Raw genomic sequence first — 18,581 nt, forward strand, 5'->3', positions numbered from 1 at the left:
AACGCCTCGCCTTAGGCTCTGCGACGACAACGTGTCATTCCAATCACCGGAGGATCCATGTTCCAAGGCGCCGACGATCTGTTGGCCTACGTCAAGGATGAGGGCGTCGAGACCATCGACATCCGGTTCTGCGACCTTCCCGGCATCATGCAGCATTTCACCGTGCCGGTTAGTTCGTTCGGTCCGGAGGTGTTCGAGGACGGTCTGGCCTTCGACGGGTCGTCGATCCGCGGTTTCCAGAAGATCCACGAGTCGGACATGGCGTTGATGCCCGACCCGACCACGGCATACATCGACCCGTTCCGGCGCTCCAAGACGCTGTGCCTGAACTTCTTCGTCCACGATCCGCTGACCAAGGAGCCGTACAGCCGGGACCCGCGCAACATTGCGCGCAAGGCCGAGGCGTACCTGGCTTCGACCGGCATCGGCGACACGGCGTTCTTCGCCCCGGAGGCCGAGTTCTACGTCTTCGACGACGTTCGCTTCGAGACCAAGCAGAATGCCGGCTACTACCACATCGACTCCGAGGCGGGCGCCTGGAACACCGGCCGCGAGGAGGACGGCGCCAACCGGGCCTACAAGGTGCGCTACAAGGGTGGCTACTTCCCCGTCCCGCCGGTTGATCACTTCGCCGATCTGCGCGACGACATGGTCAGGAACCTCGAGGCCTCCGGGTTGCTCGTCGAGCGCGCCCACCACGAGGTCGGTTCCGCAGGGCAGGCAGAGATCAACTACCGCTTCAACACCCTCCTCGCCGCCGGCGACGATGTGCAGAAGTTCAAGTACATGATCAAGAACACCGCGTGGGCGGCCGGCAAGACGGCCACCTTCATGCCGAAGCCGATCTTCGGCGACAACGGCTCGGGCATGCACTGCCACCAGTCGATCTGGAACGCCGGCGAGCCGCTGTTCTACGACGAGGCCGGTTACGCGGGCCTGTCCGATCTCGCCCGCTGGTACATCGGCGGCATCCTGGCCCACGCCCCGGCGCTGCTGGCCTTCACCAACCCGACCGCCAACAGCTACCACCGTCTGGTGCCGGGCTTCGAGGCTCCGGTCAACCTGGTCTACAGCCAGCGCAACCGGTCGGCCTGCATCCGGATCCCGATCACCGGTTCCAATCCGAAGGCCAAGCGGATCGAGTTCCGCTGCCCCGACCCGTCGTCCAACCCGTATCTGGCGTTCTCCGCGATGCTGCTGGCCGGCATCGACGGCATCCAGAACAAGACCGAGCCGCTCGCCCCGGTCGACAAGGACCTCTACGAACTGCCGCCGGAGGAACACGCCTCGGTGCCGACCGTCCCGGCCGACCTTCCGGCCGTGCTGGACGCGTTGGAGGCAGACAACGAGTTCCTGCAGGCGGGCGACGTGTTCACCGCGGACCTGATCGAGACCTGGATCGAGCTCAAGCGGGCCGACATCGACGCGCTCCGTCAGCGGCCACACCCGCACGAGTTCGAGCTCTACTACGACGTGTAACGGACGGAACCAGCACTCAGAACGAACTCGCCGAGCGGGTCGCGATCATCGATCGCGGCCCGCTCGGCCGTTGTCTGCGAAGAAGTGATCTCGGATGCGCCGGGCCACCGTTGCGGCCGGCTCCGTCGACGTGTCGACCTCCAGGTCGTAGGCGATTCCACGGTGTACGGCGTCGGCCTGCCGTGCCGCCATTCCGGCGATCCGGTCGCCACGCGCACGCTCCCGGACGGCGGCCACCCCGGGCGGGCAGCGGACCCCAACCCAGCCGGTCGGCAGATCACCGAGCGCATCCCGCCAACGCTGCTGGGCGGCCGGTCCGCTGAGGAAGTTGTCCTCGATGATCACCGCTGCGCCGGCCCGGGCCAGCGCCGCGATCCCGATCGACCACTGACGCTCGAGCAATTTGAAGTCCGGTCCGACCTCGATCGAGCCGTCATCGGCGAGAACCAGTCCGCCGCCCACGGTGGTCAGCCGAGCGGGCGCCGCGTCGATCAGGGTGTCGACGCCGAGCCGCAGCCAGTAGCCGTCGAGGATTTCCTGCAGCGCGCCGGCCAGCGTGCTCTTTCCCGAACTGGATCCGCCGTTCAGCACCAGGACGCGTACGCGGTCATCGACAGTCACGTCACGGGAGCATACGGATCACGCGCGGACGGTACAGCCCAATTGGGGCGCCGGACGTTCCCGCGGGAACGTCGGAGGGGGTACCCGATCACCATCGATCTGGTTCTGTCAGTGGTCGCCGTTAGCGTTCGCCGCCAGATAACGAGGTCTGGAAGGGGTCGGCGAGACGATGACGATTGTTGATCTTGAGCCGCGCATCCCGCGGTACAACGATCCGGTGCCGCGCGAGGCGGCCGAAGCGCTGGCGGCGAAGGTGATGGCGGCGGCGGCCGACGTCGCCAAACAGGAAGCGGTGTTCCTGGAGTTGGTCGGCGAGTTCGACGCGATCAACGGGGCGGGCTGGTGGGACGGGATCCAGTCGACTGCCCACTGGCTGTCCTGGGCCTGCTCGATCGCCCCCGGTACGGCCCGGGAGCACGTACGAGTTGCCCGCGCCCTCCGGCGGATGGCGACCACCAGGCAAGCCTTTGCCGTCGGTGACCTGACCTATTCCAAGGTCCGCGAACTCACCCGCGTCGTCGATCAGCTCGACGACGATGCTCCACGGCGCCTCGAAGGAACCCAGATCGAAGGAACCCAGACCGACGAGCCCGGGCCCAGCGGGCCTGACGCATCTGCGGAGGGCCTGAAGGAGGATGCGCTGGTCGACTTCGCCCGTGCCTGTACGGCGTCCCAACTGGCCCGCTCGATCTCCGGCTGGCGTGCCGCGAAGGGCACGAGCAGGACCCGCAGGAACAGACAACGGGTGGCCTGGGTGGTCCAGGAGAACGGCAATGTTCACTTCACGGCGGTCCTGCCGCCCGAAGAGGCAGCGGCACTGATCGCCGCCGTGCAAGCTGCCGCCGATGCCAGCCGCGACGCCGAGGCGGACAGCGATCCGGCACCCGGTCGGGAACGGCTCGACGACGCCGATGCCCGCGAGACACCTGAGCAGATGCTGCACCGGACCAGGGTCGAGGGCCTGGCGGAGATCGCCAACTGCTATCTGAACTCGCGGCCCGAGGACCGATCGGGAGAGGACCGGACAATGGTCGTGCTCGAGGTCAATGCCGCCGCGCTCCAGGACGATGAGCCCGGGCGTCCCCGCGGGAACGTCGAGGAGGCGCCGTCGGTGCCGACCTGCCGGGTTCGCAACAGTGCGGCCATCGAACCGGACGACGCCCGCCGAGCCCTGTGCGACAGCACCGTGCTGGGCATCATCACCGACCAGAAAGGCATGCCGCTGGCCGTCGGACGCGAACAGCGTCTGGTCACCAAACACCAACGACGTGCACTGATGATCAGAGACGGCAGGTGTCAGTTCCCGGGGTGTCTTCGTGCTCGACGCCTGAAGGCCCATCATCTGATCTTCTGGCTCAACGGCGGTCCGACCGACCTGGACAATCTGATCCTTCTCTGCCAGCGCCACCACACCCGTGTGCACGAGGACGGCATCACGATCACCGCCTGCGGACAGCCGGGATGTCCGATCCCCTGGAAGTTCACCCGCGCGGACGGCAGCACCATCGCGCCGACGGTCACCGGGCTGGACGCACCGTCACCCTGGCGTCCGGGTCGGGCCACGTTCCGGGACGGCAATGATCAACTCGTCGCGAAATGGGAGGCCGACTATGCGACGCTCCGCCAGCAGGCCGCGTCGCTGCGCACCGCGTACCAACACATACACGACACCGGACATCCCGAGGCCTGCAAGGTGTTCCCGGTCGGTGGCGGCGAGGGTTTCAACATCTACAACTGCGTCGATGCGCTCTTCCATTTCACCGATTCGCATCCGATGACGGCGGCCTGACCTGGCAGGATGTCGGGATGGTGCCGACCAAGATCACCCATCTGCTGCTCGACTTCTTCGGTACCATCGTCGATTACTCGCCGAGCCGGACGGCACAGGACTATTCGGCGACGTACGGCCGGTTGCAGCGACTGGGGACGCGGCTGGCTTACCGGGAGTTCCTTACGCTGGTCGACGATGTCTTCGCCCGGTTCGACGCCCGGTCGGCGGAGGACCTCAGCGAGTTCTCCATGCGCGAGCCGAGTGAAATGATCGTGGCCACGGCACTGGGCCGTCCGGCCTCGACCGTCGAGGTGGACGCGTTCGTGGAGACGTATCTGGGCGACTGGAACACCGCGGTGTGCTACGCCGACGGGATGTCAGATCTACTTCGTGATCTTGCCGGCCGCTATCGGCTCGCTGTCGTCTCCAACACCCACCACAGCGCCCTGGTGCCCGCTCATCTGCGCGCGATGGGTGTGGCGGATCTCTTCGACGCGGTCGTCCTGTCCGTCGACGTCGGGCATCGCAAACCGCATCCGGCGATGTTCCGTGCGGCGCTCGAGCGGCTCGACGTCGGCGCCGAATCGGTTCTGTTCGTCGGCGACTCCTACCAGGCGGACTATGCCGGCCCACGAGAACAGGGCATCGCTGCCCTGTTGATCGATCCGGGCAAGTCCGCGCCGGTACCGGACTCGGATCGGTTGCAGTCGTTGTTCGACCTCCGAGACACCGATCTTCGGCCTGTCATCGAGGCGAGTTGACCGGCAGCTACCGCTGGCCGAAGACCTCGCGCAGGACCCGGCGGGCAGCGAGCCGGCCACACATGCCGTGTACGCCGGGTCCGGGCGGGGTCGAGGACGAGCACAGGTAGATCCCCTGACCCAGGCGGTAAGGGTTCCAGCGCGGCGCCGGTCGGGCGATCATCTGCCAAGGCGTCATGGCACCCGCGGTGAAGTCACCGCCGACATAGTTCTGGTTGTGTTCGACCATCCGAGACGCCGGAACACAGCGGGAGGCGACGACGAGATCGGAGAAACCCGGCGCGTGACGCTCGATCTCGGCGATCACCTGGGAGGTCTGGTCGAGTGTCGAACCGGCCGGGACATGCGTGTACGACCAGAGTGGACGCAATCCGGCACACTCCCGTCCCGGATCGACCACAGTCGGGTCGCTGATCAGACAGACCGGACGCTCCGGATGCCGGCCAGCCATGACATCGGATTCGGCCCGAGCTATCTGATCACGAGTCCCGCCGAGGTGCACGGTGCCGGCCCCGGCGACCTCGGGATCGGCCCATGGCACCGGACCCGACAACACGAAGTCGATCTTGGTGACCCCGTCGCCGTGCCGAAAACGACCGAGCGCCCGGCGCAGCGCAGGACTGATCCGGTCCCCCACGACCTCGATCACGGTCCGCGGCGTCGTGTCGAACAGGTACGTCCTGGCCGGCGGAAGGTGGGTGCGGTTCGACACCCGGTGACCGGTGATGATCTCACCGCCCCGCGCCCGCACCTCGGCGGCCAGTGCCGCGGTGATCGAACCCGAACCGCCCCGGGCGATCGGCCAACCACGTCCGGCGTGCCCCAGGGCGCCCAGGAAGACACTGGTGCCCGCCGAGACCAGTCCGGGCAGCCTCGACACGGTGTGCATCGCGACTCCGGTCAGCAGGGCCGGGGCCTCCGCGTCGCGGAACCGAAGTCCCCAGGTCCGGGTGCCCTGTTCCCCGGTGGCCAGCAGCAGTCGCAGGCCCGTCGGCAGGGTCCGGACCGGCGGGAGCGACCGATGATCATCCAGCGCGATCCTCGCCGCGGCATGGGGACGCCGGGCGATCGGGCCCAACAGCGACCGCCACGCTGCGCCGTCGCGACCGAGCCGCTCGACGGTGGCGTCCATCGACCGGTAGGCGATCGCCGCCGGCCGGTCGTCCAGTGGTTGGGCGTAGGAGACCTCCGGCGTCAGCAGGTCGACCCCGGCCGCAGCAAGATCGAATTCATTGAAGAACGGGGACGCCCAGGCCATCGGATGCACTGCCGAACACAGATCGTGCACCACCCCCTCGGCGAGGCCGAGATCGAGCGTGCGGGCTCCCCCGCCGATCGTCTCCTCCGCATCCAGGACGGTGACCGACAGACCGGCCCGGATCAACGTGACTGCAGCGGCCAGCCCGTTCGGTCCCGATCCGACGACGACAGCATCCTGCATGGGTCGAACATACCCACCGGATGGCCGGTCGCCCCGTGCTGCACCAGGTCGGCCAGCACCTCACCGATCACCGGGACGAACTTGAAGCCGTGACCGGAGAAGCCGCAGGCGATGATCACCCGATCATGGTCAGGATGCCGGCCGACCACGAAGTCCTCGTCCGGTGTCATCGTGTACATGCACACCTTCGCCCGCACCGGCCGCGCTCCGATCGCCGGCAGCAATTGCTGGGCGCGCTCGGTGACCGCTGCGATCTCGGCGTCGGAAACCGTGCGATCAAGATCATCGGCCGTTGACTCGCGGATGATCGATCCGTGATGGATGCCGATCTTCAGCCCGCCGTCCGGGCCGTCGATCATCGGGAAGCCGTAGATCTGGTGATCGCGGGATGCTGATTCCTCGATGTAGACCGGCAGCCGCCAATCGGTGTAGTCGCGATATCCCGATGCAGCCGTGAACTCCGGTTGCAACCAGTACATCACCTGGCGTTGCACGATGAGCGGCAGCCCGAGATCTCGCAGCAGCACCGGCGCCCATGCGCCCGCAGTGATCACCAACCGATCGGCAGCGTAGTTCTGCTGTTCGGTGATCACCTCGACGCCGTCGTGGGTGGCCCGCCAATCCATCACCCGCTCGCCGAAGTGCAGCTCGGCGCCGCGCTCGGTCGCAAGATCAAGATGGGCGCGGATCGCTGCCTCCGGCCGCAGGTAGCCGGCGTTCTCCTCCCACACGGCCATCGCATCGTCGGCCGGAGCGAGGACCGGGAACCGCGCCCGGATGCCGTCGGCGTCCAGCACCTCGTGCGGTAGTTCCCACCGCTGTGCCGCGGCGCAGGCGCCGGCGAAGATCGGCGAGGTCTCGCTGCCGATGTACAGACCGCCGCACAGGGTGAGCAGCTGCGCGCCGGTCCGTTCCTCGAGGCGGCGCCAGCCGGCGTACGCGCTGCGCAGCAGCGGTACATAGTCGGCGCCCTCGAAGTAGGACTGCCGGATGATCCGCGATCCGCCGTGCCCGGAACCTTGATCATGAGCCGGCCCGAAGGTCTCCAGTCCGACAACGTCCAGGCCGCGCCCCGCCAACTCCGCTGCGGTTGCGGACCCGAAGGATCCGAGTCCGATCACGATCACCCCGGCAGACCTGCTGACCATGATCAGCCGCCCATGGTCAGCCGCCCGGTCGGTGCGGCGGCGCCGGGCGGACCGGCTTGATCGGGTGACCGCCCCGTTCCGGCGGGTTGATCGGCGGCTGCTGTTTCGGCGGCGTCGGTTTCGACGGCGGCTTCGGCTTGGTCTTCGGCGGACCGGAGGAGAAGTACGCCGTCACCGTGCCGTACTGGGCGATCTTGCCGCTGTCGGGCGAGAAGCCGAGGAAGCTGCCCTTCGGCCGGACGCTCTGCTTCGTGTCCCGGAGGACCGTCAGTCCGATCCGGCGCAGCTTCTTGATCGCCTGGGCAGGGGTCAGCCCGGCAAGGTCGGGGAACGGGATCAGTTTGCCCCGCACCAGGGATGCCGGCGGCTGATGGAAGCCCGTGGCGGGCTTGTCAGCGAGATAGGCCGACACCGCAGGCTTCCAGATGCCCGGCCCGGCGTCGCCGCCGCCGGAACCCGAGAGGTAGATTTTGGTCGACGGAACGGTGTAACCCTTCAGCCCGTGCGAGCGGTAGCCACGCTTGGCCTTGTTGAACGGCTTCTTCGTGGTGTCGATCGAGATCATCGCCGCACCGGAGATCTGCGGGGTGTAGCCGACGAACCAGACCGCGGCGTTGCTGTCGATCGTCCCGGTCTTGCCGGCCATCGGCCGGTGATCATCCAGCCTGGCCTTGGTCGCCGATCCGGTGGTCACCGGTGCGGTGAGCACCTTGTTGACGGCGTCTGCCACGTCGGCGCTGATCACCCGTTTGCAGTGCGCGCTCGGCGGCGCGAGTTGCTTGCCGGTCGGCGTGGTGATCTTGGAGATGATGATCGGGTCGCAGTGGATGCCGCCGGAGGCGAAGGTCGCGTACGCCTCGGCCATCGACATCGGCGCTACCTCGACGGTGCCCAGGGTGAAGGATGGTTTGTCGTCGTAGGAACGGATCGGTGCACCGGCGACGCTGCTCTTCGCACCCACCCTGGCCGCCATCCGGGTCACCTTGCACATCCCGGTGTCCAGTTCGAGCGGCACGAAGTAGTTGTTCACCGACCATCCGGCGGCCCTTGACATGTCCATCCGCCCGTTGACCCCGGTCGAGTTGTGCACCTTCCAGGTGCCGTTGACCTCGGTACGCCGTTCGCAGGAGTCGAACTTGCGGCCGGTGTAGTTGATCGTCGCCTTGGCGTTGTACTTCTTGGCGATCGGGATGCCCTTCTCGAAGGCGGCGGCCGCGGTGAAGGCCTTGAACGTCGATCCGGCCTGGAACCCCTGGCCACCACCCATCGCCTGGGTCGCCGAGTAGTCGAAGTAGGTCTCGCCCTTCTTGGCGTTGCTGCCCATCACCGGTCGGCTCTGCGCCATCGCGACGATCAACCCGGTCCCGGGTTCGATCATGTCCATTGTCGAGATCAGCGGATCGGTGGGACCGATCATCTTGCTGACCGCCTTCTGTGCCGCGTCCTGGGCCTTGGGGTTGATCTTGGTGTAGATCGTCAGGCCGCCGCGGTCGATCGACTTCTGCCGCTCACCGGGCGTCGAGCCGAGACTCGGCGAGGCAAGCAGCGACCGTCGGACGTAGTCGCACAGGAACGGGTAGCGGGTGCCGACACAACCGTTGTTCAGCGCGTGCACATCCGACCTGTCGAAGCCGGTCTTGATCGCTGCTTCGGACGCCGCCGGCGTGATCTCACCGAGTTCTGCCATTCGGTTGAGCACCTCGTTGCGGCGGGCAAGGCCCGCCTCGGCATGCTGCACCGGATTGTCGGAGTCGGGACTCTGCACCAGGCCGGCGAGCATCGCCGCCTGCGGCAGGGTCAGCTTCGCGGCGGTGGTGCCGAAGTAGTGCCGGGCCGCCGCTTCGACGCCGTAGGCACCGTCGCCGAAGTAGACCAGGTTGAGATACCGCTCCAGGATCTGGTTCTTCGACAGCCGCCGCTCCAGGGCGATGGCGTAACGCAACTCGGTGATCTTGCGTTCGTAGGTCGTCGCCTGCGCCGCCGCGATCGCCTGCTTGTCGCCCTCTAGTTCGGCCTGGTTGACCAGCACCATCTTCACGTACTGCTGGGTGATGCTCGACCCGCCCTGCACCGTGCCGCCGCTGGCCTGGTTGGTCAGGAAGGCCCGCACCGTGCCCTGGGGATCGAATGCGCCGTGCTGGTAGTACCGGTGATCCTCGATGGCCAGCAGCGCGGAGCGCATCACCGGGGCGATCCGACTGAGCGGCACATAGATCCGGTTCTGGTCGTAGAAGTAGGCCAGCACGTGATTGTTGACGTCCAGAACCTTCGTCCGCTGGGCGACCGGCGGCAGGGTGAGATTGGTCGGCAGGTTGCTCAGTTCCTTGCTGGCGGCCTGCGCCGACATGCCCGAGGCCGCCGCGAACGGGATGGCCAGACCGGCGACCAACAGCCCGCAGAGCACGCTCACCACCACGAACAGTCCCGCGGCACCGGTGACGATGCCGAAGCGTTTGAGGCCTGTGAGCATGGGCACGAGACTACGTGAATCCATTCACGAAACGCTGCACCGGCCCCGGTTATTCAGCGAATGCGGAGCCGTCGTAAAGCTTTCACCCCGGTAACCAGAAGGTTGCCGTAGCGTTCGCTCGACAGGCCCGCCACCGGGTCGAATCCGATCAGCCGTTGCTGGGCGATGATCTGCGATCGGGTGAACTGCAACAGGCCCTGCCGGCCGTGCCGACGACCGGTGCCGGACTGTTTCCAGCCGCCGACCGGAGCGGCCGAGCCGTATCCGGTGCCGTAGCCCTCGTTGATGTTCACCATCCCCGCCTCGAGCCGGCCGGCCACGCTCCGCGCCCGGCGGGCGTTCCGGCCGAAGACCGAGGCATTCAGCCCGTACCGCGAGTCGTTGGCCAGCCCGACGGCCTCGTCATCGGTGTCGAACGGCTGCACCGTGACCACCGGGCCGAAGACCTCCTCCCGGACGATCTCACTGTCGGGCGCCGCACCGGTCAGGATGGTCGGCTCGTAGACGTACGGCCCCGCCGACGGTTCGGCACGTCCACCGGCCGCGATCTGCGCTCCTTCGGCGACCGCCCGGTCGACCATGCCGCGCACCCGGTCCAGTTGGTCGGCGGAGATCAGCGATCCGACGTCGGCGGTGTAGCCCCGTCCGGTCCCCAGCCGCAACATCCGGGTGGCGGTGACGAATCGGCGTAGGAACTCGGGCTCGATGCTGCGCTGGACATAGATCCGCTCGATCCCGATGCACAACTGGCCGGCATTGCCGAAGCAGGCCCGGACGGCAGCAGGAACGACCCGGTCCAGGTCGGCGTCGTCGAGGATGATCATCGGGTTCTTGCCGCCGAGTTCCAGGCTGCAGCCGATCAGCCGGCGGGCAGCGCGCTCGGCGATCCGCCGTCCGGCGGCGGTCGACCCGGTGAAGGACACGAAGTCGGCCCCGTCGACGACCGCGTCACCGATCTGGGACGCCGTGCCGAAGACGGGCTGCCAGACCTGCGGCGGCAGGCCGGCCTCGACGGCGTACTCCCGGAGCAGCAGGGAGGACCGGCTGGTCTGCCCGTCCGGCTTGTGCACCACCGCATTTCCGGCCAGCAGCGCCGGCACCACGTCGGCCGCCAACGCAAGCGGGTAGTTCCAGGGTGTGATCACCGTCACCACGCCGACCGGTCGGGCGTACTCCCGGGTCTGGGAGAGCACGGGCAGCGGACCGGGCCGCCGCCGCGGCCGGAGCAGCCGGGCCGCGTTGCGCGCGTACCAGCTGATCGACAGGACGGCGTCCAGCAGTTCCTCCAGCGCATTGGCCCGGGCCTTGCCGGTCTCGTCCTGCAGCACGTCCAGGACGGACTCCCGGCGCTCGAGCAACAGATCGGCCAGGGCCAGGAACGGCTCCGACCGCTCCCCTGGCGGGCGATCGGCCCATCCGGGTTGTGCCTGCCGCGCCGTCGCGAAGGCGCGAGCGACCCGCGTCAGGCTCAGTTCGCTGTCTGAAAGGGTCTGGCCCATGGACGCAAAATAGCGCGGCCGGAAGTAGGCGGGACAATGGTCGGCATGGCCGGACACATTCCGGGACGTGTGGCGATGGTGAGTCTGCACACCTCCCCCTTGGACACACCGGGCGTCGGCGACGCCGGCGGCCTGAATGTCTACGTCTGGGAGCTGGCCCACCGGCTGGGCGGCCGCGGTGTCGAGGTCGACGTGTTCACCCGGCGGCGCGATCCGGGCACGCCCGAGGTGGTCATCGTCGGCGATGGCGTCCGAGTGGTCCAGGTGGCCGCCGGACCCGCCGCACCGGTGGCCAAGGAGGAATTACCCGGCCTGGTCGACGAGTTCGCCCAACGCGTCCTGGACCGGGCCGACCGCGGCCGGACGTGGGATCTGGTGCACAGCCACTACTGGCTGTCCGGGCTGGCCGGGCTGGTGCTGGCCGACCGGCTTGCGGTGCCGCTGGTGCACACCATGCACACCATGGCGCGGGTGAAGAACGCCAACCGGGCCGATGATCATCTGCTGGAACCCGACATCAGGGAGACCGGGGAGACGACGATCGTCTCCCGGGCCGATGTGCTCACCGCCAACACCGCCGACGAGGCCGAGGAGTTGATCAAGCACTACGGCGCCCGGCAGGAGCAGATCGCGATCGTTCCGCCGGGAGTGGACCTGGAGACGTTTCACCCGTGTGACCAGATCCAGTCCCGGGAACGGTACGGCGTCGGGCTGCGGCACAAGATCGTCCTGTTCGTCGGCCGGTTGCAGCCGTTGAAGGCACCCGACGTGCTGATCGACGCGGTCGCCGAGCTGGTGGGACGCCGTCCCGACCTCCGCGAGCAGTTGAAGTTGATCATCATCGGCAGTCCGAGCGGCCCGCAGAGCACCTGGGCCGATGCGCTGCCCGACGCCATCCGTGATCATGGTCTGGAGAACCAGATCATCGTCAGGCCGCACTCACCCAGGCCGGAGTTGTTCCGCTGGTACTGCGTGGCCGACATCGTCGGAGTGCCGTCCTACAACGAGTCGTTCGGTCTGGTCGCGCTGGAGGCGGAGGCCTGCGGTCGGCCGGTGGTGGCCACCGATGTGGGCGGTCTGCGGTACGCGGTCAAGGACGGCGAGACCGGGATCCTGGTCCGCGGCCACGATCCGGTGCTGTGGGCCGACGCGCTGGAGAAACTCCTCGACGACCCCGATCGGGCCCGCGAGCTGGGCCGCAACGGTGCCCTGCACGCGGCCCGGTTCAGCTGGGACAACACCGCGGCCGCGAGCCTGTCGGCCTACGGCCGGGCGCTGCTGTCGGCGTAGGCGTGGCCCTGCTCCCGGTCCAGGTGGGTCGCGCCCTTGTTGCGGAACGCCCAGACGTAGACCACAAGTGAGATCGCGATCATCACGGTGACGTAGGTGTAGAAGTACGACGGGTGGCCGATCGAGGCGAACCAGGTGCCGATGTACGGCGCGGTGCCGCCGAACAGGGCGTTGGCGATGCCGTAGGCGAGTCCGACGCCCAGGGCGCGGACCTGGCGCGGGAACAGTTCGGCCTTGACGATCGCGTTGATCGAGGTGTAGCCGAGGACGATCAGCAGCGCCATCATCATCAGGAAGAAGGCGCCGACCGGGCTCGTGGTACCCGACAGGGTGAGCATGATCGGCCACGTCGCCACTACGCCGCCGACGCCGAAGAAGATCAACACCGGCTTGCGGCCGATCCGGTCGGAGATCGCACCGTAGACCGGCTGCAGGACCATGAAGATCAGCAGCGCGACGAAGTTCACCCAGGTGACGGTGCGTTTCGGGATGCCACTGGTGTTGATCATGAACGACTGCATGTAGGTGGTGTAGGTGTAGAAGGCGGTGGTACCGCCCATGGTCAGCCCGAAGACGATCAGGAACGGCTTCCAGTGCCCGGTCAGGGCGCTGATCGTGCCCGGCTGGTCGGCAGCCGAGCCGAGTCTGGTCGCCTCCAGCTGGTCCTGGCTGATCGACTCGTCCATTCCGCGGCGCAGCCAGAGCACGGTGACCGCGGCGACGGCGCCGATCGCGAAGGCGATCCGCCAGCCCCACGAGGCCAACTGGTCGTCGGTCAGGAAGCCCTGCAGCACCAGCTGCACGACCAGGGCTATCACCTGGCCGCCGACCAGGGTCACGTACTGGAAGCTCGAGTAGAAGCCGCGACGGTTCGGCGTCGCGACCTCGGACATGTAGGTGGCGCTGCTGCCGTACTCCCCGCCGACCGACAGGCCCTGCAGCAACCGGGCGATCAGCAACAGGATCGGCGCCAGGACGCCGATCGTCGACCGGCCGGGCGAGACGACGATGATCAGCGCGCCGACGGCCATCATCAACACGCTCAGGGTGAGTGCGAAGCGCCGGCCCATGCGGTCGGCGATCCGGCCGAACAACCATCCACCGATCGGTCGCATGAAGAACCCGACGGCGAACACGCCCAGCGTGTTCAAAGTGTTGGAGAGCTGATCGGCCTCGTCGAAGAACGTCGCACCGAAATACGTGGCGAACGCGCTGAAGACGTAGAAGTCGTACCACTCGATGAGATTTCCGAGTGAGCCGCGCAGGATGTTCGCCGGTACGGAATGCCGCCGTTGGGTGCCGTTCATGACTGCCACGGGCGACACCATAGACCAGCTATCTGCTCTGTGACATCTTTCTACCCCGGCGGCCGATGACCCCGTTGATCGCCCCCGCCGCCCGGACCAGCGCCAGATGTGACAGTGCCTGCGGAGTGTTGCCGGCCTGTCGGCCGGCGCCGATGTCGTACTCCTCCGACAGCAACCCGAGATCGTTGCGGAACGCCAACAGCCGGGCCATCAGCTTTGCGGCGTCCGCGGTGCGGCCGCTGCGCGCATACTGCTCGGCGAGCCAGAAGGAACAGGCGAGGAACGGCGCCTCGCCCGGTGTCAGGCCGTCAACACCGGCATCGGTGCGATAGCGCAGCAGCAGGCCGTCGGCCAGCAGGTCCTCCTCGATCGCGGCGACGGTGCCCAGCATTCGCTCGCTGTCGGGTGGGCAGAATCCGACCTGCGGCAATTGCAGCAGGGCCGAATCAACCTGGTCCGAACCGTAATACTGCACGTACGTGCCCCGATGCTGATCGAATCCTTGGTCCTCGATCTCCTCCCGAAGTTGCTCGCGCAGGCTTTCCCAACGCTCGACCGGTCCGTCCTGCCCGTATTCGCGCACCGCCCTGATGCCACAATCCAGGGCCGCCCAATTCATCACTCGGGAATGGGTGAAGAACTGCGGTTCACCCCTGATCTCCCAGATTCCACAGTCCTTCTGCTGCCAGGTCTTCTCGATCCTGCTGAGCATCGCCCGCTGCAGCGGCCAGGAGAAGCGGTCCTCGCGCAGCCCGTGGCTGCGCGCGGCGTCGAGAGCGACCATCACCTCACCGATCACGTCGGCCTGGAACTGGCGCACCGCGCCGTTGCCGATCCGGACCGGTCGGGATCCCTGGTAGCCGGGAAGATGATCAAGGGTGCGCTCCTCCAGGTCGCGTTCGCCGGCCAGCCCGTACATGATCTGGATGTCCTGCGGATCACCGGCGACCGCGCGCAGCAACCACAGTCGCCAGTGCTCGGTCTCCTCCTCGTATCCGTACGCCAGCAGGGCCTCCAGCGTCAGCGCCGCGTCCCGCAGCCAGCAGTACCGGTAGTCCCAGTTGCGTTCGCCACCGAACTGCTCGGGAAGTGAGGTGGTGGCTGCGGCGACGATGCCTCCGGTCTCCCGCTCGGTCAGCGCCCGGAGCACCAGCAGGGACCGGCCGACCGCATCGTCGTACCGGCCCGCCTCGACACGCTGCCCCGCCCAGTACTGCCACCAGATCGTCGTCTGTTCGATCGCGTGATCGACGTCCACCGGATCGGGCAGGTCGTGGTAGGACCGGAACGACTGCAGCACCAGATCGGTGCTCTCCCCCTCGCGGAGGGTGAACTCACCGACGTGCCGGTTGCCGACCGATCGCGGCAACTGATCACCGCGCAGCACCAAGGCCATCGGGCCCGCGGTGGCCAGCAACATCTGATCGTCCTGCCGCCGCTGTCGTCGCATCCATGGCAACACCCGACCGTAGCCGAACCTGACCACCAGTTCCTGGTGCAGGCCCACCTCGCCCTCGGTGCAGGTCACCCGCCGGATGATTGCCGGATGGTGATCGACCGGCATCAGTTCCACCACCTCGACGACCCCGGTCGCGGTCCGGAAGACCGACTGCAGCACGAAGGTGTCGGGAAGGTAGCGCCGGGACGACTCGATCACCTCGTCGGCCGGGAAGATCGTCCAGTGACCATGATCACCGGTGCCGAGCAGGGCGGCGAACACTGCCGGCGAGTCGAACCGCGGCAGGCACAACCAGTCGATACTTCCGGTGTTGCTGATCAGTGCCGCCGAGCGGCAGTCGCCGATCAGGGCGTAGTCCTCGATCCGTGCGGATTCGTTGCGCGGTGCCATGGACAATGATCACCCCTGCCAGAAGATCTCGTCGACAACCCGCTTCGCCCGGCGGGCGATCCGTTGGTAGTCGGCCACCAGATGTGATCCCTCGCCCGGCCGGCGGCCCATCAGCTGGGCGACGGCGGACAGCTCCCGGGGGTCGGTCGGGAAGGTGTCGGAGCCGCGACCCCGGACCAGCATGATCTGGTTGCGGATCCGGCTGGCCGTCAGCCACGCCTCGCGCAGCCACTGCGCCTGCCGGGGCGCCAGCAACCCGGCGTCGGTTGCCACCTGCAGGGCCTCGATCGTCCGTCCGGTTCGCAACTGCGGCAGCCGTCCGGCGTGCTGCAGCTGCAGCAACTGAACGGTCCATTCCACATCGCTCAGCCCGCCGGGGCCGAGTTTGAGGTGCTTGGCCGGATCCGTGCCGCGGGGCAGCCGTTCGACCTCCATCCGCGCCTTCAGCCGGCGGATGTCGGTCAGCTGCGCCGCGGTCAGCCCGTCGGCCGGCCAGCGGTACGGCTCGACGATCGCCATCAGCTGCCGGCCGAGATCAAGATCACCGGCCAGTGGCGCGGCGCGGATCAGCGCCTGCATCTCCCAGGTCGCCGACCAGCGCTCGTAGTAGACCCGGTACGCCGGCAGCGACCGGATCAACGGACCGCCTTTGCCCTCCGGACGCAGGTTGGTATCGATGGCCAGGGCCGGGTCGGCGCCCGGCAGCGACAGCAACCTGCGCAGCTCGGTGATCACCGCCGAACCACCGCGGGTGTCGTCGGAGGACATCACGAACATCGCATCGGCGTCGGAGGCGTAGCTCAGCTCCCGACCGCCCCAGCGGCCCATCGCGATCACCGCGATGGTGACGTTCGGATCCAGCTCTTTGGGGTTCCGGGTGACGGCAAGCGCTGTGTGGATCGTCGCCGAGGCGAGATCGGTGAGCGACTCACCGACCGCGAGCACGTCCAGGAAACCGAGCAGGTCGGCCGCCGCGATCCGGAACAGTTCACGCCGCCTGATCGCCCGGATCGCCTCCACCGCTGCGTTCGGGCTGGACTGCCGACCGGCCGCCGCGGACATCTCCGAGCGCAGCCGCTCGAAGGAGCGCGGAATCAGTTCATGATCATCGGCCAGCATCTGGACGCTCTGCGGTGCCCGGCGGAGCAGGCTCACCGCGTACCGGCTGGAGGCCAGGATCCGGGCGAAGCGGTGCGCCAGCTCGCCCTCGTCGCGCAGCGCCCGCAGGTACCAGGGGGTCGTGCCCAGCGCGTCGCTGGTCTGCCGGAACGCCAGCAGGCCATGATCGGGATTGGGGGCGTCGGCGAACCAGCCGAGCATCGCCGGGAGCAGTTGCCGCTGGATCTCCGCGCGCCGGCTGACACCCTGGGACAGCGCTTCGATGTGTCGAAGGGCCGCCTTGGGGTCCTCGTAGCCGAGCGCCGCCAACCGGTCCTGGGCCGCCTCGGTGGTGAGCCGGAGCCCGTCGGAGGGGATGCTGGCGACCGCGTCGAGCACGGGTGAGTAGAACAGCCGCCGATGGAGCGCCTGGACCCGCTGGGCCGTGGTCCGCCAGGTGTTCAGCAGCCCGTTCACCGGGTCGGCGTAGTGCAGTGACCGGCCGATCCGTCGAAGATCATCTTCGGCGGTCGGCAGTACATGGCTGCGGCGCAGCCGCTGCAGCTGGATCCGGTGTTCCAGGGTGCGCAGGAACTGATAGGCCAGCGCGAATCCCTTGCCGTCCTCGCGTCCGACGTAACCGTGGTCGATCAGTGCCCGGAGCGCGTCAAGGGTGGAGCGGCTGCGCAACCGCTCGTCCACTCGTCCGTGCACCAGCTGCAACAGTTGGACCGAGAACTCGACGTCGCGGAGGCCACCCGGGCCGAGCTTGAGCTCCCGGTCGCTGACCTTGTCCGGGATGTGCTCGATGACCCGCAGCCGCATGGCCCGGGCATCGTCGATGAAGTGGTCGCGCTCCCCGACCCGCCACACCATCGGCGTGAGCATCTCCACGAACTCCCGGCCGAGTTCCCGGTCACCGGCTGCGGGGCGGGCCTTCAGCATCGCCTGGAACTCCCAGGTGCCTGCCCACTTCTCGTAGTAGCCGCGGTGGCTGGCCAGGGTACGGACCAGTTGGCCGGCCTTGCCTTCCGGTCGCAGTGCGGTGTCCACCTGCCAGATCGTCCCGGCGGCGGTGTGGGCCGAGCAGATTCCGACCAACCTCGCTGCCAGCTGGGTGGCGATCCGGATCGATTCGTCGCCACCCACCCGGTCGTCGGCGGGTTCGGCGACGAAGAGCACATCCACGTCGCTGACGTAGTTGAGTTCCTGGGCGCCGGCCTTGCCCAGTGCGAGGACGGCGAGCCGGGTCCGGGCAGCCCGGTCGGGGCCGATCTCGTGGCGGGCCACGGCGAGCGCCGCCTCCAGGGTTGCGTCGGCAAGATCGGCAAGCTCGGCGGCGATGTCGGGAAGCACCTCGATCGGCTCGGGTGCGCCGAGATCGCGGGCCGCGATCCGGAGCAGGGCCGCCCGGTAGGCGATACGCAGCGGGTCGGCGTCGGTCTCGGCGACCGGTGCTTCGGCGGCGGGGTCGGCGCCCACCGCCTGCAGCAGTTCGGCGCGCAGTTCGACCGCCGTCCGCCGCCGCGCCGGCTCGGCCAGGTGATCGAGGTGATCAGGATGGGCGAGCAGATGTTGCAGCAGCGCGGCGCTTCCGCCGAGGACCAGAACGGTCTGTCGGGCCAGGTTCTGATCGGACAGCAGCCGGTCGAGCAGTTCCGGCAGGTGATCAGTCAGCCGGTCCAGGCCCAACAGCGCCTGGTCCGGATCAGCGGATGCCGCGATCAGGTCGAGCAGTGGTTCGTAGGAATGGTCCCAGTCGGCCAGGCGTCGGTGTGCAGTCGCGGAGTCGGTGAAGCCGCGCCGGGCCAGCGTCCCCTGGGTGATCTGCACGAAATAGGATCATG

Annotated in this window: 12 protein-coding genes; 4 read left to right on the forward strand and 8 right to left on the reverse strand. The window is 67.8% G+C overall.

The window, feature by feature from the left end:
* Positions 1–57 precede the first annotated feature (57 nt).
* Complete coding sequence (glnA, locus tag GJV80_RS11865) at positions 58–1,479, forward strand: type I glutamate--ammonia ligase (RefSeq protein ID WP_154688074.1); 1,422 nt, start codon at positions 58–60, stop codon at positions 1,477–1,479.
* A 45-nt stretch (positions 1,480–1,524) separates the two neighbouring features.
* On the opposite strand, the gene GJV80_RS11870 is transcribed toward glnA, so the two are convergent.
* Positions 1,525–2,100 carry a chloramphenicol phosphotransferase CPT family protein gene (locus GJV80_RS11870; RefSeq protein WP_154688075.1) on the reverse strand — a complete coding sequence of 192 codons (576 nt, stop codon included), beginning with the start codon at positions 2,098–2,100 and terminating at the stop codon, positions 1,525–1,527.
* Positions 2,101–2,269: 169 nt separating this feature from the next.
* Here GJV80_RS11870 and GJV80_RS11875 point away from each other — a divergent pair, with 169 nt between their 5' ends.
* Both GJV80_RS11875 and GJV80_RS11880 read left to right on the forward strand, forming a co-directional pair.
* On the forward strand, positions 2,270–3,889 hold the full coding sequence (locus tag GJV80_RS11875; RefSeq protein ID WP_154688076.1) for an HNH endonuclease signature motif containing protein: 1,620 nt from the start codon (positions 2,270–2,272) through the stop codon (positions 3,887–3,889).
* 17 nt (positions 3,890–3,906) lie between these two features.
* A complete protein-coding gene (locus GJV80_RS11880) occupies positions 3,907–4,632 on the forward strand; it encodes an HAD family hydrolase (RefSeq protein WP_195908896.1) in 726 nt (241 codons plus the stop codon).
* Between the two features lie 7 nt (positions 4,633–4,639).
* On the opposite strand, the gene GJV80_RS11885 is transcribed toward GJV80_RS11880, so the two are convergent.
* The 4 genes from GJV80_RS11885 to GJV80_RS11900 are packed head-to-tail and all read right to left on the reverse strand — an operon-like array spanning position 4,640 to position 11,190.
* Positions 4,640–6,073, reverse strand: a complete 1,434-nt coding sequence (locus GJV80_RS11885) for an NAD(P)/FAD-dependent oxidoreductase (protein ID WP_154688078.1) — start codon at positions 6,071–6,073, stop codon at positions 4,640–4,642.
* Positions 6,013–7,221, reverse strand: a complete 1,209-nt coding sequence (gene solA, locus GJV80_RS11890; RefSeq protein WP_154688079.1) for an N-methyl-L-tryptophan oxidase — start codon at positions 7,219–7,221, stop codon at positions 6,013–6,015. The genes GJV80_RS11885 and solA overlap by 61 nt, the downstream gene beginning before the upstream one ends.
* A 16-nt stretch (positions 7,222–7,237) precedes the next feature.
* Positions 7,238–9,691 carry a transglycosylase domain-containing protein gene (locus GJV80_RS11895; protein WP_230207603.1) on the reverse strand — a complete coding sequence of 818 codons (2,454 nt, stop codon included), beginning with the start codon at positions 9,689–9,691 and terminating at the stop codon, positions 7,238–7,240.
* A gap of 53 nt (positions 9,692–9,744) precedes the next feature.
* Entirely contained in the window at positions 9,745–11,190 is a 1,446-nt protein-coding gene (locus tag GJV80_RS11900) for a succinic semialdehyde dehydrogenase (protein WP_154688081.1), read from the reverse strand.
* Between the two features lie 45 nt (positions 11,191–11,235).
* Here GJV80_RS11900 and mshA point away from each other — a divergent pair, with 45 nt between their 5' ends.
* A complete protein-coding gene (gene mshA / locus GJV80_RS11905) occupies positions 11,236–12,480 on the forward strand; it encodes a D-inositol-3-phosphate glycosyltransferase (protein WP_230207604.1) in 1,245 nt (414 codons plus the stop codon).
* On the opposite strand, the gene GJV80_RS11910 is transcribed toward mshA, so the two are convergent.
* Genes GJV80_RS11910 through GJV80_RS11920 form a run of 3 tightly spaced genes read right to left on the reverse strand, consistent with a single transcriptional unit; the run spans position 12,453 to position 18,567 of the window.
* The gene (locus GJV80_RS11910) at positions 12,453–13,787 is read right to left on the reverse strand and encodes an MFS transporter (protein WP_230208405.1); all 1,335 of its coding nucleotides are present in this window, start codon (positions 13,785–13,787) and stop codon (positions 12,453–12,455) included. The two genes, mshA and GJV80_RS11910, sit on opposite strands and share 28 nt — an antisense overlap.
* A gap of 28 nt (positions 13,788–13,815) precedes the next feature.
* On the reverse strand, positions 13,816–15,636 hold the full coding sequence (locus GJV80_RS11915) for a glycoside hydrolase family 15 protein (protein WP_154688084.1): 1,821 nt from the start codon (positions 15,634–15,636) through the stop codon (positions 13,816–13,818).
* Positions 15,637–15,645: 9 nt separating this feature from the next.
* A complete protein-coding gene (locus GJV80_RS11920) occupies positions 15,646–18,567 on the reverse strand; it encodes a bifunctional [glutamine synthetase] adenylyltransferase/[glutamine synthetase]-adenylyl-L-tyrosine phosphorylase (protein ID WP_230207605.1) in 2,922 nt (973 codons plus the stop codon).
* Positions 18,568–18,581 lie beyond the last annotated feature (14 nt).

This window comes from Microlunatus sp. Gsoil 973 (genome assembly GCF_009707365.1).
In the GTDB taxonomy this organism is placed as follows: Bacteria; Actinomycetota; Actinomycetes; order Propionibacteriales; family Propionibacteriaceae; genus Microlunatus.